Genomic DNA, 14,604 nt, shown 5'->3' with positions numbered 1-14,604 from the left:
TCGTCAGTCGTCAGTCCGTTCTACGTCGCCGCCGTCGGCTGCGACAGCCTCGTCGCCGACGCCGCGAATCGACGAGATGTTGCCGTAGCCGATCCGGAGCAGCGCCAGCGCCAGCGCGAGCAGCGTCAGGTTGATGAGGATCTGTCCGCCGCCGGCGATCCAGGTCCAGACCGTAGGGTCACCGGAGAGGAGTCGACTGTACAGCACCTGGTAGAACGCGACCCACAGGAGGCCACACACCGTGATGAAAGCCATCAGAGCCAGCGGGGCGCCGGTACTGTACAGCTGCTTGCTTCGGTCCCAGTTGGCGAGCCAGACCGTTCCGGTCAGCAGCGCCAGCGCGGCCAGCAGCTGGTTCGCGCCGCCGAACAGCAGCCACAGGTCCTCCCAGCTTCCCGTACCGAGCAGCACGAAGGCGAAGGCGACGACGAACGTCGTGTTGACGTAGCGGTTGGCGCCGTAGCCCTCGATCGCCGTTTCGGGCGTGCCGACGATCTCCTCGACCATGTACCGGCTCAGTCGGACGGCCGTGTCCATGCTCGTCAGGAGGAAGCTGGCCAGCACCAGCGCCATGAACGGCGCGCCGTAGGTCTCCGGAATGCCGAAGGCCGTGAGGATCACGCCGCCGCCGGTCGCGAAGTTCGGCAGCGCCGTGCCGATCCCGCCGGCGCCGGCGATGCCGGCGACGCCGATCGTACAGAGCGCGACGGCGGCGAGCAGTCCTTCGCCGAGCATGCCGCCGTACCCGATCAGGCGCGCGTCGGTCTCCTTGTCGAGTTGCTTCGCGGTGGTGCCCGACGAGACCAGCGAGTGGAACCCGCTGATCGTCCCGCAGGCGATCGTGATGAAAAGCAGCGGGAACAGCGGCATCAGATCGTACGCCGCGTTGTCGCTGCCGAGCAGTCCGTACCACGCGTCGATTTGGAACTCCAGCGGTTGGCTGGTGGTCGTGACGAACGTCCCGACGATCACGGCCAGCAGCGCGCCGCCGACGCCGGAGTACAGCAGGAACGACGAGAGGTAGTCGCGGGGCTGGAGCAGCATCCACACCGGCAGGACGCTGGCGAGCCCGCCGTAGACGAGCATCACCAGCACCCACGCCCCGACGTTGGCACCCTGTCCGAGCGTCGGAATAAACCACGGTGCGGTTTCGCCGAACAGTACGATCGTATCGGTCGCGTTCGGGAACTCCGCACCGAACAGCGCGATCGGGTACTGGATGCCGACCCACACCGTCGCGAAGATACCGGTGACGAACACGATCGTCCCGATCGAGAACGGGAGGTTCAGCTGGTACAGCCAGAACCCGAACACGAACGCGAGCCCTACGTAGAGGAGGCTCGCCGTCGCCGCCTGCGGATAGGCGTCGAACACGATCCCGATGACCAGCGCGAACACCGCGACGACGAGAATCGTCAGCAGGAACGCGAACCACAGCAGCATGTTCTTGCCGCGTTCCCCGACGTACTCGCCGATGATGTAGCCGATCGACTTCCCCTCGTGTCGAAGGCTGCTCGAGAGCGAGACGAAGTCGTGGACCGCGCCGATCAGCGGGTTGCCGATCGCGACCCACAGCAGTGCCGGCACCCAACCCCAGACCAGCGCGGCCGTGATCGGGCCGACGATCGGCGCCCCGCCCGCGATACTCGAGTAGTGATGCCCCAGTAAGACCGGTTTCTTGGCCGGTACGTACTCCTGCCCGTCTTGGTACTTGTGTGCCGGCGTCTCCCGACTGTCGTCTAAGTCGACGAACTGCGAGAGGTAGCGCCCGTACCCGACGTACGCGACGCTGAACAGTACCAGCACCAGTGCCACGATCCAGATCACTCCTGCCATGGTAGTATCTCCCGTGCGGTCGATTGTGCGGGATGACCATAAATATAATTCATTTAGATCTGACCCTGTCGAGAATAATATCGGTCAAGAGGCAGTTACCCGGTCGAAATACGTATTATCGAGGACCGGTATTCGCGTATAACTCAGTTCACTGAGACGTTAAGTTCCGCAGCGACCTCCTCGAGCAGGCTCCCCCGAACTTCCTCGACGCGCGTTTCGATCGTCGCGACGACCGGCACGTCGAACTCGCGTTCGATCCGCTCGAGGCGCTCGCGCTCGGTTTCGACGCGCTGGCGGAGATACGTCGCGCCGCGACCCTCCTCGTGGGGTTCCGGTTCCGGCGTCAGCCGGTTGACGACGAGCCCCTCGACGGGGAGGTCGGCGTCGCGCAGTTGCGCGAGCGAGCGCTGGGTTTCCCGGATCGAAAGCTCGTCGGGATTCAACACGAGGTAGAACGACGATTGCCCGCGCAGTACCTCGCCGGCGAACTCGAACCGTTCCTTCCGCGCCTGCAGGCGGGAGAGGATCGGATCGCCGTCCATCACGCGCCGGGGCGCCTGATTGCCGATCGCGGCCTTCTCGTAGAGGTCGATGCTGTGCTCGCGTTTGGCCATCAGCCGGTCGATCCACCCCTCGAGCAGGTCCGGGAGCGCGAGCAGCCGCAGGGTCGCCCCGGTCGGCGAGGTGTCGAACACGACCCGGTCGTAGGGATCGGCGTTGCGCATCACCTCGATGAACCGGTCGAACAGGGCCGCTTCGTACGCACCGGGGGTCTGGTGGGCCATCTCGAGTTGGGCGTCGACCTCGTTGACCATCCCCGCGCTCAGCTGGTCGTTCAGCTGGCGCTTGAGGTCCATGAGGTGCTCCTCGACCTCCTGGTCGGGGTCGATCTCCATGGCGGAGAGCCCGTCGTACCCCTCGACCGGCTGCGGGTCGTCGTCGAATTCCTGCTCGAAGACGTCGGCCGTGCTGTGGGCCGGATCCGTCGACACGATCAACGTCTCGAGTCCCGCGTCGGCGCACTCGAGGGCGTAGGCGCTCGAGACGGTGGTTTTGCCGACGCCGCCCTTGCCGCCGACGAAGACGAACTCGGTTTCCGAACCGGCGTCGACAGCGGTCGCGTCCTCGGATCGGGTCGTCGTGGTAGACTCGCTCATATCAGAAGTGGTACTGGTGGCCCTTGCGTTCGATCAGCGACTGCCGATCCCACATCCGGCGCTCCCAGGCCGCGTACTCCTCGCCGAGGTACGGCAAGAGTTCGGCCGTGTAGTACGACACCGGCGACGGGATGCCGAAGGCGTCGGGGAAGCACGCGAGCATGAACGCGTCCTCGAGGTCCTCGGCCTCCTGTTCGATCTTCTCGGTGGCCGGATGGGCGATCATCCCGTGGTAGAGCCCGTGGAGCCACTCCTCGAGCGTCGCACGGAACGCGGCGATTCGATCGGCGAGTTCCATCATCAATCATGCGTGACGCTGCGGGTAAAAAGATATCGCGTCTCCCGGTTCGACGGCGTTGCCGCAGTGACATGCGGGGCTGGCTCGAGCGCACACGATAGCAGCTGCGAGAATCACACCGAGAACGACCGGCGACGAGGACAGAAAGAGGAGTCAGCGCGAGCGCGGCGTTGCTACCGGTCGACGTAGCCGTAGCCGACGTGGTGCTCGCCGTCGTAACGGAGGTGGACCGTGTGGAGTTCCGCGTCGACGTCGAGGTCGAAGCTGTCCCCCTCCGCAAACTCGCCGTCGACGTACTCGTCGAGGGAAATCTCGAGCGAGTCGTCGTCCGTTCGAGCCCGCCCCTCGAGTTTCGAGGCGGGGACGGCGTCGCCGCCGGCGTGTTCGACCGTCCCGTCCGTCTCGACCTCGAGGTCGACGGTCGGAACCGCTCGCGTGCCGCTGACGTCAGCGTCCTCGCCCCAGACGACCTCGATCTCGGTTCCGACGTCGACGTCCTCGATTTCGATCGTTTCGCCGCCGGAGACCGTCTCGTGGTCGTCCGCCCACTGCGTCGCGGCGGGCTCGCCGCCGACGCGCAGTTCGTACTCGTCCGCGGGACGTTCGGTAGCGGTTTCGTCGTCCGTTTCCTCGGCCCCGTCCTTGTCTCCGTCACCGTTCTCGGCTTCCTCGCCCTCACCCTCGGCGGAATCCTCCGGGAACTCGAGCGTCGCCGAAACCGTCTCGGCGTCGTAGTCGTACTCGAAGTCGACGTAGCCCGGCGGTCGCGCGCGGAAGCGACCGATCGCGTCGCGGTGGGTGGTTCCCTCCCAGCCGACGAGCACGCGGTCGCCGGGTTCGACGCCCTCGAGGGTGCCGGTGTCGCCGTCCTCGAGCGTCTCACCGGTCCACGGCTGCGTTTCGGCCTTGGGGTCGGGGATGTCTTCGTCCTCGTCGGGGCGGACGTAGGTGTACTCCTCGCGGGCGGCGAGGGACAGCTTGTCGCCGTCGAGTGGGTAGTCGTCGGCGTACTCGACCGTCAGCGTCTCGGCGTTGACGTCGTAGTCGTACTCGAAGCGGAAGTGGTTGAGGACGGTCGTCGTGCTCGAACTCGAGCCGAGTTCGTGGTCGTGGGTGAGCGTGACCGACAGGTTGGGTTCGATATCGTCGGTGTCGATCTCGATCGTGTCCCCTTCCTCGAGTTTGCCCTGGCCGTCGGCCCAGATATCGCGGTCGTACTCCTCGTCGTCGAGTTCGAGGGTGAGGTCCTCGATCGGCGTCGGATCGCCGCGCCCGACCTCGAGTTCGACGGTGTCGCCGTCGAAGTCGGCGTCGCGATCGATCCGCAGGCTGCCGGGGCTGTCGTGCTCGCGGATCTCCCGCTCGGCGGCGAGGTCGCGCTCGGCGGTGACGGTGACGAGGGCGCCGTCGACCTCGGCGGACGGCTCCTCCTTGGTCGGCATGTAGGCCAGTTCCGCCTCGAGGGTCTCGACCAGTTCGTCGGTCACGTCGTCCTCGTCTTCGAAGGCGATCCCGTAGGTCACCTCGAGCGCGTCCGGATCGAGCACGGTCGTTGTCTGAACGATGTACTCGACGGGGGCGTCTTCCGCGCCGGGAATTGCCGACTCCTCTTCGTCGGGGAGTCGCGCGGTGTAGCCGTCGGCGTCGTCGACGACGTCGAACGCCTCCTCGAGCAGCGATTCGGCCTCGAAGAGCCGGTCGGTCTCGCCTGCGCCGGCTTCGAAGGCAGCCTCGATCGTTTCGGTTTCTTCGGCGATGACGACGATGTCACCCGCGTCGGCGGCGACGGCGTCGTCGCCGTCGTAGCGGTCGTATTCGACGTCGGCGAGTTCGCGGGTCTCGCCCTCGTCTGCGAACTCGTCGCCGAACTCGACGTCGCCGGTTAGCACCCCGATCGGCTGCGCGTATTCGTCACCGTAACTGGTCACGCGGGCGGCCGTCGAGACGGATTCGGGGTCGATCCCGAACTCGTAGCCGATCGTGCGCGGTCGGTGGGGGTCGTTCGCCTCGCGCTGGGCGTCCAGATCCTGAAGCGTTACGGTCATCGGTTCGGCGGCGACCGACGCCGGGAGGGACTCGCGGACGGAGTCGAACGTCGGCGGAACCGCGTCCTCGTTTTCGTCGTCCGACGACTCGTCGGCCGCCACGGCGGCGGTGCTTCCGGCGAACGCGACGGCGAGCGTCGTTCCGAGTCCTCCGAGGAGGGATCGGCGGGGACACTGTGGCATACGACAAGCGATTGACGGCACCGGTACAAGTAAGATCGAGTGAATGTTCTACGTCAGAAAATACCCGACCAACGGCTTCGATCTGTTCCGTCGTCGGTCGAACCGCGCGCGAACGCGACGGCGGATCAGTCGAACTCCGCGTCGATCCGCTCGAGGGCGCGCTCGAGTTCGCCGCTGCGCTTCCACGCGGCGATCCGGTCGGCAAACGGCAGCGGGACGGCGAGCGAGACGGTCGACCGCATCAGCACGCGCGTCTTCGAGCCCGCGTCGACCGGCTCGAACTCGAGCCACGTCTCGAGGTGTGAAAACGGGCCGCCGTCGCCCTCCTGGGTGTAGTAGAGCCCGTTCTCGCGGGCTTCGAATCGGAGCGGGACCTGCAGTCCGGGACCGCCGGCGACGACGACCGTCGCGTCGTCGCGCTCGTGGACGGACTCGACGGTGAAACTCCCCTCTGCCTCGACGATCGTCGGCGGCTCGAGCCGCGCCGACAGCTCCTCGGGCGCGGCGTCGACGCCGCGCGACGCGGTGACCTCCCGCATACGGCCACGTTCGGGCCGCGCGGCATAAATGGCGACGACAGCAGTGCCGGGCTGACTCCGGAACGCGAGGATGCCGGGCCTTCAACACGACGGACGGCGACGGAAACGGCGAGGGGAAACGGCTAAGTGGCGAACGGCCGCGTCTCCACGCATGGCATCCGACGGCGAGCGGGACGGAGACGGACTCCAGGAGGGACTCGAGTCGTCGCAGGGCGATCCGCGGCTGCTGACCGCCCTCAACGCCGTCCTCTCGACGGCCTTTGCCGCGCTGGTCCTCTGGGGGTTGGACTTCATCGGCGCCCGCGAATTCACCCTCACGACGCTGGCGTTCGTCGCCGTCTGTCTCTTCGTGCTCACGTATTCCGTCGTCCAGACTTGAGTCGTCGCTTCCGGGCGTTCCGCGGCAGTTCGCTCGAGCGCTGGACGCCGTCGCGTTCGCCGCGTCTCGAGCGAGGACTGTACGCCGAGGCGACAAGTACTCCCCCGCGGACCTCGTCCCCTCGCGTGATGGACGTTGATGGACGGACCATCGCTTCGTACCGCCCCACGAAACCCGGCCTCGCCGTGTTCGTCTCGGGGGTTACGAGCATGGGTATCGAGATTCTCGCGCTCCCGATCGTCGCCCCGCAGTACGGCAGCCACATCTACACCGTCGGCGGGATTCTCACGGTCTGTCTCGCCGCCCTGAGCCTCGGCTACTGGCAGGGCGGCAAGCGCGCCGCGAGCGCGACGACCCGAGAGATGACCTGGATCATGCTCGCGACGGCGGTCTACATGGGCGTCGTGATCTACGCGAACGAACTGCTGGTCGTCCAGACGTCGACGCTCGCGCTGCCGGCGCGGTACGCCGCCTTACCGTCGGTGATCGTCCTGTTCGGACCGCCGACCTACTTGCTCGGCTTCATCAGCCCCTACGCCGCCGAACTCTCGGCGAAGGAGGGAACCGGCGAAGCGTCGGGTCACGTCTACGCGCTCGGGACCATCGGCAGCATCGTCGGTTCCGGCGCGACGACGTTCGTGCTGATCCCACTCTTGACGATCGGCCAGATCGCGCTCCTGTTCGGGCTCATGCTCGTCGCAACCGCGCTGGCCATCGAGGCGCCCTCGCTCCCGCGGAAGCCGACCGCCGCCTCGGTCGTCGTCGCGGTCCTGCTGGTCGTCGCCGCCGGCGGCGGCCCGGTCGCGCTCGACTACCGCGGCGACGTCGTCTACGAGACCACCACCGCCTACCAGCAGCAACTTGAGGTCGTCGACGACGGCGACGTGCGGACGATGTACTTAGACGACGCCCGCCACAGCGCGGTGGACCTCGAGGACCCCGACCGGCACGTCTTCACCTACACGAAGTACTTCCACCTGCCGATGCTGATGGCCGACGACCCCGACGAGATCGATCGGGTGCTGTTCATCGGCGGCGGCGGGTACACGGGCCCGCAGGACTTCGAAGAGCGCTATAACGCGACCGTCGACGTCGTCGAGATCGATCCGACGGTCACCGACGCCGCGAAGGAGTACTTCGGCCTCGAGGAGAACGAGAACCTGACCGTCCACACGGGCGACGGCCGGCAGTACCTCGAGCGGACGAACGAGACCTACGATCTGATCGTCCTCGACGCCTACCAGAAGGATCAGGTTCCGTTCCACCTGACGACCGAGGAGTTCATGGAAGTGGCTTCGGAGCGGCTGACCGACGACGGCATGCTGTACGCGAACGTCATCTCCGCGCCCACCGGCTCCGCCGGGGCGTTCTACCGCGCGCAGTACCGGACGATGGACGAGGTCTTCCCCGAGGTCTACAGCTTCCGCACCTCGGAGACGAGTTCGATCCAGAATATCGAGGTCGTCGCCACGAAGAACGCCACCGAGATGTCGACCCGGGAACTCGAGCGGCGCAACGACGCGCGCGATCTCGGCGTCGATCTCGAGGACGCGGTCCACAACCGGATGGACGAGCCCGACACCGACGGCGCGCCGGTGCTGCGCGACGACCGCGGCGGCGTCAACGGGTTGCTCGATCCGATGCTCGGCCAGCGCTACGTCGTCGAGGAGACGGCCGGCAACGGGTCGAACGAGTCGGTTGCCGAGACCGAACCCACCGAACCCGCCGCACCGGCCGCGATCGGCGCGCCGTCGTCACTCGAGGTAATCGACTCGCCGTCACCAATATCCGGGGTCGAAACCGACGGCGCGCGGCCCGTTCCGGCGGACGCAACCTAATCGTCAGCGGTAGATCTCGTTGTACCGTTCGCGGTACTCTCGGAGCGCGATTCGCGCCTTTCGGCGGGACGAGAAGCCGAATCCGATGGCCGAACACGATTCTTCGGGACACTCCCACAGGAACGTCTCCGTTCGGGGATCCTTCGTCACCGTCGCGTCCGCGTCACACCGGGGGCACCTCCAGCCCCACCGCAGATCGTCAACGTAATCTCGAGACATACAGTCGTGGGATGTGATCGGAGGGGCTCGCCCCGGATAGGGTCCCGACTTCATCCGTCCGTTCTTTATGCACCTCGGCGCTGCTGATTCCAACTCGAGCGCACGGTCGAACTTCGATAGCAGAACTGCCGATCGAAAGTTGCGACTGCAAACGCCAGACAGCGAGTCGGAAGGAAGAAAGCGAATCGCTTCGGCACGCTATCGGAACGACTCGAGCGTCTCGGCGCCGTGAGCCATCGATTTGCGGGGGTTTTCGGGATTGTCGTGTTCGTAGATGTACCACTCGACGTCGGCGCGGCGGACGGCCTCGAGGGCGCGCTCGACGTCGAGATCGCCCTCGCCGAGTTCGACGCAGGTCATCGTCTCGCCGTCGGCGTCGGCGAAGTGGGCGTGCGAGATCCGGTCGGCGTACCGGTCGACGACCGCGACGGGGTCGGCGCCGCCCGCGCGCGCCCAGCCGAGGTCGATCTCGAAGCCGACGTTCTCGGCTCGCCCGAGCAGTTCGTCCAGCCCCGTCTTGGTACCCAGCGAGACGAACTCCTGGTCGTGGTTGTGGTACTGCAGGTCGAATCCGTCGGCCGCGAGGTCGTCCGCGACGGCCGACAGTCGCTCGGCCGCGTCGGCGATCGAGTCCTCGGACGCGAACCGTTCGGGCTCGAGCCACGGCACGACGAGCGTCCGGCAGCCGAGCCGGCCGTACAGCTCCGTTACAGCCTCGTAGTCGTTCTCGAGGTCGTCGAGCCCGACGTGGGCCGCGGCGACCTCGAGATCGTTTCGCTCGAGGGCGTCGATTACCGCCTCGAGGTCCGTCTCCTCGTCCCGGATCCGGGTGGCGAACTCGACCCCGTCGAAGGACGTCTCGCCGACCAGATCGAGGACCTCGGACAGCGGTGCGTCGATATCGCGCAGCGAGTACAACTGAACGGCAGTGCGAACCATACCTTGAGAAGCAATACCTCACCAAATAAAATTGATGACACACTTGCGTTCGTGACAGCCGGCTGAATCGGACCCGCGAAGGGAACAGAACGGCCGCCTCGAGATCGCGCTTTCGCCCACTTAAAGCGAACAGTGACGCAGGAGAACCGCTATCGGCCGGTCGCACAGAACTCCGGTATGCAACTCGAGAAGTCGTCCCAGCGCCGCGCGCAGAGCCGCGAGTGGAGCGGCACGGTGCCGACCGCCGTGGACGTCCGGGTGCTCGGGCTGGTCGTCGCGACGGCGGGGCTCGCAGCGTCCGTAAACATCCCGTACGGCGGCGTCCCGTTCGCGATCGTCGCCTTCGTCCTTCTCGCAGCCGGCGGCGTCGGCGTCCACCTGCTGGGTGAACGGCAACTGCGCCGGATCACCGACGGACTGGTCGAGCGGTGGGTCGACGCCGGCGGCGACGTCGAGTCGGTGACGCGCTCGTCCGACGGCATGCGGACCGAGTGGACCGTCCGGACGCCCCGCGGCGACGTCGTCGTCGGCGGCGTCGCGCTGGCGCCGATCACGAAGCTGTCGATCGAGTGGCAGGGTATGGAAGACACGATGGACGCAGCCGACGCGGAGGAGAACCTGGACCGACTCGCAGACGGCCTCTATACGGAAATCTTCGAGATCGGATCGGCGACGCAGCGAGCGTAACGCACGCTCGCGGTTCGGAACGCTATCCTCGAGGGGCGAGTTCGGCGTACCGCTCGACACCGGAAGCGAGACGCCGAGAATGGTGGGTGATACCAGGCCACACATTTTTATCGGAGAGCCCTGTATTCCACGCACCGGTGGAAGAAGAATGAAGCGATACGAAAACCACTACGAATGCGAGGAGTGCGAATCCGAGGTGCATCCCGTCTCGTACCGGGCGCGCTGTCCGGACTGCGGCGGACCGCTCCGGGCGAGTCCGAGCTACGACGGGGCCGCGGGGAGTTAGCCGCGCTCGCCGCACGGCTACCGCGGCGGCGCGCAGTCGCGTCGGCCTCGCCCGCGGTCGGCCGAGCCGATAGCGCGCCACTCGAGCGCCCCGCGCCGTCGCACCGCCTACCTGCGCGTCGAGCAACGACGCTATCCGCGTCGAAACCGTACCGCCGCCATGCTCGTCCTCGGCGACGCTCACGCCGCCGATCCGGCCCGGCGCGAGACGCTGCTCGAGCTGTACCGGCGGGTCGACCCCGATCGCGTCCTTCAGGTCGGCGACCTCGAGTACTACGATCTCCCGGCGCCGACGTGGTTTATCGCCGGCAACAACGAGGATTTCGACGTCATCGAGTCGATGCGCGCGAACGAGCGGCCGTTCGGCGAGTCGAACGTCCACCTGCTCGCGAGCACGGCCGCGACGGTCGACGGTGTCCGGGTGGCGGGTCTCTCCGGCAACTACGCGCCGACGAAGTACGATCAGCCGCGCTCGAAGCTCGCGGGTGAACGCCGTCGCCACTTCACCCGCGAGGACGTCGAGCGAGCGCGAGACCTCGAAAACGTCGACGTCTTCCTCACCCACGAGGCGCCGACCGGGCTCCTCTCGTACGGCTACGATCCGGGCTGCGAGCACGTCGACGACCTTCTCGAGGCGATCGACCCCGAGTTGTGTCTGGTCGGCCACCACCACGAGCATCGCGAAACGGAGCTCGGTGAGACCCGCGTCGTGAGCCTCGCGCCGGCCTGGGAGCGGTACTACACGCTCGATTCGGAGACGCTGGAACTCGAGGGTCACGACCACGACCTGGGCCCGACCTCGAGCGGCGACTGATCTCGAAGCAGGCGCGACTGCCGGTCCGCGAGGAGCGGGGCGTCACTCGAGAGCGGCGGCGAGTTCCCGCTCGACCGCCTCGAGGTCGATCGTCCGCGTTCGGGACTCGACGTCGACGTCGTATCGCTCCTTGTACCCGGATCCGGTGAGGATCGTCACGACCTCCTCGTCCGCGTCGAGTTCGCCCCGCCGGGAGAGTTCGCGGACGCCGGCCAGCGCGACGGCGCTCGAGGGTTCGACCGAGATCCCCGCCGCCGTCGCCAGCCGATCCATCGCCTCGCGGGTCGCCTCGTCGGGGACGGAGACGACCGCACCGCCGGTCTCGCGGGCGGCGGTCAGCGCGCGGGTGCCGCTGGGCGGATCGGCGTTCGCGATCGAAACCGCGATCGTCTCTCCCGGTTCGATCGCCGAGACGGATTCTCGACCCTCGCGGGAGGCCGTCGCGATGGGATCGCACGCGGCCGCCTGAACGAGGTAGAGCCGCGGGACGTCGTCGGCGTCGAGCAGGCCGGCCGCCTCGAGTTCTCGGAGCGCCTTCCAGACCCCGCTCGCCTGTCCGCCGCTGCTGACCGGGAGGACGATCGCGTCCGGCGCACTCGGCTGAAACTGCTCGAGAATCTCGTACGCGACCGTCTTCTGGCCGGCGACCCGCAGCGGCGTATCCGAGTTGACGAATCGCCCGACCTCGGCCTCGAGCCCGAGCGTCTCGGCGTACAGCCGGCCGTAGTCGCCCTCGACGCGGAAGATTCGCGCGCCGTGGCGGGCGATCAACTCGAGGCGTTCCAGCGGGGTGTCCGCCGGCACGAAGACCGCCGCCTCGAGTCCGGCAGCGGCGGCGTAGGCGCTCGTGCTCAGCGCCATGTTGCCGTGGGAGACGGTGCCGATCCAGTCGTGGCCGTCTCGGAGGCCGTACTCGACGCCCACGGCGGTCCCGCGGTCCTTGAAGCTCCCCGTCGGGTTCTGTCCCTCCGGCTTCAGGGAGAGACGACAGCCGGCGTACTCGTCCAGTCCCTCGGCGCGAACGAGCGGCGTCGTGCCGGGGACCGACCCCGTCGGCACCGCGGACGAGGGGGCGACCGGGAGCGCGTCCTCGTAGCGCCACATTCCCGCGGTCCAGTTCCGGTCGTCGTCCGGCCACTCGAAGGTCTCCGCGTCGGCGTCGAACCAGAGCGGTTCGCCGCACGAACAGCGCTGGCGCTCCTCGAGGCGGTACGTCTTCCCGCAGTCGTAACAGCGGACTTGGCGATCCATTACGGTGGACGAGGCCGCGGGACGACAAACCGTGATCGGTCGTCGATGGGGCGCAGTCCCGGAGTCGGAACTAGCGCACGACCGGCGCCGAGACGGTGCCGATCCCCTCGACTTCCGCGCGAACGTCGTCGCCCGGTTCGATCGGCTCCGCGCCGGGCGTGCCCGTGCTGAACAGATCTCCCGACTCGAGGGTCATCACGTCCGAGTGGAACGCGACGATCTCGCGGGGCGGGAACAGCATGTTCCGGATCTCGTTTTCGGCCGCGACGCGATCGTTGACGACCGTCCGGACCGTCAGCTCCTCGAGCGCGAGCGCGTCGTCGGGCTCGGGAACGGCGACCGTCGGCCCGACGACGAGGAACGAGTCGAAGCTCTTGGCTCGCGTCAGGAATCGCGGATTCCGCTGCAGCACGTCCTCCGCGGTCATGTCGATGACGGGGAGGTAGCCGGCGATCGCGTCGTCGACGCCGTCCTCGTCGACGCTTCGGCACTGCCGGCCCGCGACGACGGCGAGTTCGGCCTCCGCCGTCACGCGCTCGCTCCGCTCGAGCGGCGGGAGTCGGATCGGACCGCCCGGACCGGTCAGCGCGCTCGAGGGCTTCATGAAACTCGCCGGCTCCTCGGGACGTTGCTCGTCTAAGTCGCCGGCGTGTTCGGCGTAGTTGAGGCCGATCCCCCACAGTTTGCCGAACTGCTCGCGCTCGAGCGGGAGGCCGAACTGCAGGCCCTCGGCGTCGATCCGGTCGGCGGGCGCGTCGTCGACGTCGGGCAGGGTACCAGCCGCGGCCCGCGGCAGGGCGTCGCGGACGGTCTCGAGACCCGGCGCGGCCGCCGACAGCGGGACGAATCCCTCCTCGTCGCCCAGCAGCGGCCGGCCCTCGAGGGTGCGTGCGAGATACTTCATGCGCCCTCGCCAGCAGCTTCGTCGTCCCCGTCAGCTTCGTTTTCGTCCTCCCGATCGGTCCAGAAGTCGAACGAGCGACCCGGCGCGAACACGTCGAGGCCGACCGCCCGCTCGTCGCCGGTGTTTTCGACCCGGTGGGACTCCCAGGCGTCGAGCCAGACGGAATCGTACCGCTCGAGGGTTACCTCGTCATTCTCGGTGACCACCGTCAGCTCCCCCTCGAGACACACGCAGACCTGCTCGTTCTCGTGGTCGTGCATCGGGGAGCTGTGGCCCGGCGGCTTCTCGAACCACTCGAAGGAGAAGCGGTCGCTACCGGCCAGCGCCGCGCGCCGCCAGTCCGCGTCGGGCTCGTAGGTCTCGGCGTCGTCGAACTCGACGGGCTCCATTATAGGTTCGAGCCGGTGGTGCCGCCGTCGATGACGATGCTCTGCCCGTTGATGAAGCCCGACTGGGGCGACGAGAGGAATGCGACGGTGTTGCCCAGTTCCATCGGGTCGCCGACCCGCTCGAGCGGGTTGTCGGCCCAGTTCTCGAGGCCCTCCTCGTAGGAGTCGTACTCGCCGCGCTCGACGGCCTGCTCGACGAGGTCCTCGATGCGCGACGTTTCGTGCGGCCCGGGCAGCACGGCGTTCGCGCGCACGTCGGGCGCGAACTCCTGGGAGAGGGTCTTCTCGAGGCCGATGACGCTCATCCGAACCGAGTTCGAGAGCACGAGACTGTCGATGGCCTCCTTGACGCTCCGGGAGGTGATGTTGACGATCGTGCCGCCCTCGCCCTCCTTCAGGTGAGGCTCGGCCTCGCGAGCCAGTCGGACGACGCTCATCACGAGCAGTTCGTAGGCCTCGTACCAGTCCTCGTCGTCGGTTTCGAGGAACGGGCCCGACGGCGGGCCGCCGGCGCTCGTGACGAGGTGATCGAGGCCGCCGAACTCGTCGACGGTCGTCTCGACGAGTTGCTCGATGTCGTCCTCCTCGGTGAGATCGCCCGGCTGGGCGACGACCTCGCCGGTCGCGACCTCCTCGATGTCGGCCTTCGCGTCGGCGAGTCGATCTTCGTCGCGGCCGTTGATGACGACGTTTACGCCCTCGCGGGCCAGCGCCGTTGCAGACGCTTTGCCCAGCCCGCTCGAGGATGCCGTTACCAGCGCCGCGTTGCCGTCGATCTGCAGGTCCATATCGTTCGTACTCGCCCACGAGAGGACGAAAAAGATTGTCGTTGCGGTAACGC

General features: G+C 67.4%; 15 protein-coding genes. 4 read left to right on the top strand and 11 right to left on the bottom strand.

What is annotated here, in order from left to right; genetic code table 11:
* Positions 1 to 3: 3 nt before the first annotated feature.
* The 5 genes from HALXA_RS07475 to HALXA_RS07455 form a co-directional block, all read right to left on the bottom strand.
* On the bottom strand, positions 4 to 1,836 hold the full coding sequence (locus HALXA_RS07475) for a carbon starvation CstA family protein (protein WP_013879715.1): 1,833 nt from the start codon (positions 1,834 to 1,836) through the stop codon (positions 4 to 6).
* A gap of 143 nt (positions 1,837 to 1,979) precedes the next feature.
* The gene (locus HALXA_RS07470; RefSeq protein WP_013879714.1) at positions 1,980 to 2,993 is read right to left on the bottom strand and encodes an ArsA family ATPase; all 1,014 of its coding nucleotides are present in this window, start codon (positions 2,991 to 2,993) and stop codon (positions 1,980 to 1,982) included.
* A 1-nt stretch (position 2,994) separates the two neighbouring features.
* A complete protein-coding gene (locus HALXA_RS07465) occupies positions 2,995 to 3,291 on the bottom strand; it encodes a hypothetical protein (protein WP_049895427.1) in 297 nt (98 codons plus the stop codon).
* Positions 3,292 to 3,464: 173 nt separating this feature from the next.
* A complete protein-coding gene (locus tag HALXA_RS07460) occupies positions 3,465 to 5,519 on the bottom strand; it encodes a hypothetical protein (protein WP_013879712.1) in 2,055 nt (684 codons plus the stop codon).
* Positions 5,520 to 5,644: 125 nt separating this feature from the next.
* Entirely contained in the window at positions 5,645 to 6,058 is a 414-nt protein-coding gene (locus HALXA_RS07455; RefSeq protein WP_013879711.1) for a hypothetical protein, read from the bottom strand.
* 151 nt (positions 6,059 to 6,209) lie between these two features.
* On the opposite strand from HALXA_RS07455, the gene HALXA_RS07450 reads away from it, so the two are divergent.
* Positions 6,210 to 6,437, top strand: a complete 228-nt coding sequence (locus tag HALXA_RS07450; protein WP_013879710.1) for a hypothetical protein — start codon at positions 6,210 to 6,212, stop codon at positions 6,435 to 6,437.
* A 128-nt stretch (positions 6,438 to 6,565) separates the two neighbouring features.
* Complete coding sequence (locus HALXA_RS07445) at positions 6,566 to 8,275, top strand: spermidine synthase (RefSeq protein WP_013879709.1); 1,710 nt, start codon at positions 6,566 to 6,568, stop codon at positions 8,273 to 8,275.
* Between the two features lie 3 nt (positions 8,276 to 8,278).
* On the opposite strand, the gene HALXA_RS07440 is transcribed toward HALXA_RS07445, so the two are convergent.
* Together HALXA_RS07440 and HALXA_RS07435 are read right to left on the bottom strand one after the other, a co-directional pair.
* The gene (locus tag HALXA_RS07440) at positions 8,279 to 8,494 is read right to left on the bottom strand and encodes a hypothetical protein (RefSeq protein ID WP_013879708.1); all 216 of its coding nucleotides are present in this window, start codon (positions 8,492 to 8,494) and stop codon (positions 8,279 to 8,281) included.
* Between the two features lie 198 nt (positions 8,495 to 8,692).
* Positions 8,693 to 9,433, bottom strand: a complete 741-nt coding sequence (locus tag HALXA_RS07435) for a sugar phosphate isomerase/epimerase family protein (protein WP_013879707.1) — start codon at positions 9,431 to 9,433, stop codon at positions 8,693 to 8,695.
* Positions 9,434 to 9,610: 177 nt separating this feature from the next.
* On the opposite strand from HALXA_RS07435, the gene HALXA_RS07430 reads away from it, so the two are divergent.
* Together HALXA_RS07430 and HALXA_RS07425 are read left to right on the top strand one after the other, a co-directional pair.
* A complete protein-coding gene (locus tag HALXA_RS07430) occupies positions 9,611 to 10,120 on the top strand; it encodes a hypothetical protein (protein ID WP_013879706.1) in 510 nt (169 codons plus the stop codon).
* Between the two features lie 445 nt (positions 10,121 to 10,565).
* Entirely contained in the window at positions 10,566 to 11,219 is a 654-nt protein-coding gene (locus HALXA_RS07425; RefSeq protein ID WP_013879704.1) for a metallophosphoesterase family protein, read from the top strand.
* A 42-nt stretch (positions 11,220 to 11,261) separates the two neighbouring features.
* On the opposite strand, the gene thrC is transcribed toward HALXA_RS07425, so the two are convergent.
* From thrC to HALXA_RS07405, 4 genes are all read right to left on the bottom strand, one after another.
* Entirely contained in the window at positions 11,262 to 12,470 is a 1,209-nt protein-coding gene (thrC, locus tag HALXA_RS07420; protein ID WP_013879703.1) for a threonine synthase, read from the bottom strand.
* A gap of 70 nt (positions 12,471 to 12,540) precedes the next feature.
* Positions 12,541 to 13,374, bottom strand: coding sequence for a fumarylacetoacetate hydrolase family protein (locus HALXA_RS07415; protein ID WP_013879702.1), 834 nt, complete (start codon positions 13,372 to 13,374; stop codon positions 12,541 to 12,543).
* Positions 13,371 to 13,763: a cupin domain-containing protein gene (locus HALXA_RS07410; RefSeq protein WP_013879701.1), complete on the bottom strand. Its 393-nt coding sequence runs from the start codon at positions 13,761 to 13,763 to the stop codon at positions 13,371 to 13,373. Before HALXA_RS07410 ends, HALXA_RS07415 begins: the two co-directional genes overlap by 4 nt.
* Positions 13,763 to 14,551: an SDR family oxidoreductase gene (locus HALXA_RS07405; RefSeq protein ID WP_013879700.1), complete on the bottom strand. Its 789-nt coding sequence runs from the start codon at positions 14,549 to 14,551 to the stop codon at positions 13,763 to 13,765. The genes HALXA_RS07410 and HALXA_RS07405 overlap by 1 nt, the downstream gene beginning before the upstream one ends.
* Positions 14,552 to 14,604: the final 53 nt, after the last annotated feature.

The sequence above is a fragment of the Halopiger xanaduensis SH-6 genome (assembly GCF_000217715.1).
Taxonomy (GTDB): domain Archaea; phylum Halobacteriota; class Halobacteria; order Halobacteriales; family Natrialbaceae; genus Halopiger; species Halopiger xanaduensis.
This window is presented reverse-complemented; position numbering and strand designations above follow the sequence as displayed.

Excerpts from the sequence above, each read along its gene's own strand:
- HALXA_RS07475 (WP_013879715.1), bottom strand. The coding sequence starts at position 1,836 with ATGGCAGGAGTGATCTGGATCGTGGCACTGGTGCTGGTACTGTTCAGC.
- HALXA_RS07470 (WP_013879714.1), bottom strand. The coding sequence starts at position 2,993 with ATGAGCGAGTCTACCACGACGACCCGATCCGAGGACGCGACCGCTGTC.
- HALXA_RS07465 (WP_049895427.1), bottom strand. The coding sequence starts at position 3,291 with ATGGAACTCGCCGATCGAATCGCCGCGTTCCGTGCGACGCTCGAGGAG.
- HALXA_RS07460 (WP_013879712.1), bottom strand. The coding sequence starts at position 5,519 with ATGCCACAGTGTCCCCGCCGATCCCTCCTCGGAGGACTCGGAACGACG.
- HALXA_RS07455 (WP_013879711.1), bottom strand. The coding sequence starts at position 6,058 with ATGCGGGAGGTCACCGCGTCGCGCGGCGTCGACGCCGCGCCCGAGGAG.
- HALXA_RS07450 (WP_013879710.1), top strand. The coding sequence starts at position 6,210 with ATGGCATCCGACGGCGAGCGGGACGGAGACGGACTCCAGGAGGGACTC.
- HALXA_RS07445 (WP_013879709.1), top strand. The coding sequence starts at position 6,566 with ATGGACGTTGATGGACGGACCATCGCTTCGTACCGCCCCACGAAACCC.
- HALXA_RS07440 (WP_013879708.1), bottom strand. The coding sequence starts at position 8,494 with ATGTCTCGAGATTACGTTGACGATCTGCGGTGGGGCTGGAGGTGCCCC.
- HALXA_RS07435 (WP_013879707.1), bottom strand. The coding sequence starts at position 9,433 with ATGGTTCGCACTGCCGTTCAGTTGTACTCGCTGCGCGATATCGACGCA.
- HALXA_RS07430 (WP_013879706.1), top strand. The coding sequence starts at position 9,611 with ATGCAACTCGAGAAGTCGTCCCAGCGCCGCGCGCAGAGCCGCGAGTGG.
- HALXA_RS07425 (WP_013879704.1), top strand. The coding sequence starts at position 10,566 with ATGCTCGTCCTCGGCGACGCTCACGCCGCCGATCCGGCCCGGCGCGAG.
- thrC (WP_013879703.1), bottom strand. The coding sequence starts at position 12,470 with ATGGATCGCCAAGTCCGCTGTTACGACTGCGGGAAGACGTACCGCCTC.
- HALXA_RS07415 (WP_013879702.1), bottom strand. The coding sequence starts at position 13,374 with ATGAAGTATCTCGCACGCACCCTCGAGGGCCGGCCGCTGCTGGGCGAC.
- HALXA_RS07410 (WP_013879701.1), bottom strand. The coding sequence starts at position 13,763 with ATGGAGCCCGTCGAGTTCGACGACGCCGAGACCTACGAGCCCGACGCG.
- HALXA_RS07405 (WP_013879700.1), bottom strand. The coding sequence starts at position 14,551 with ATGGACCTGCAGATCGACGGCAACGCGGCGCTGGTAACGGCATCCTCG.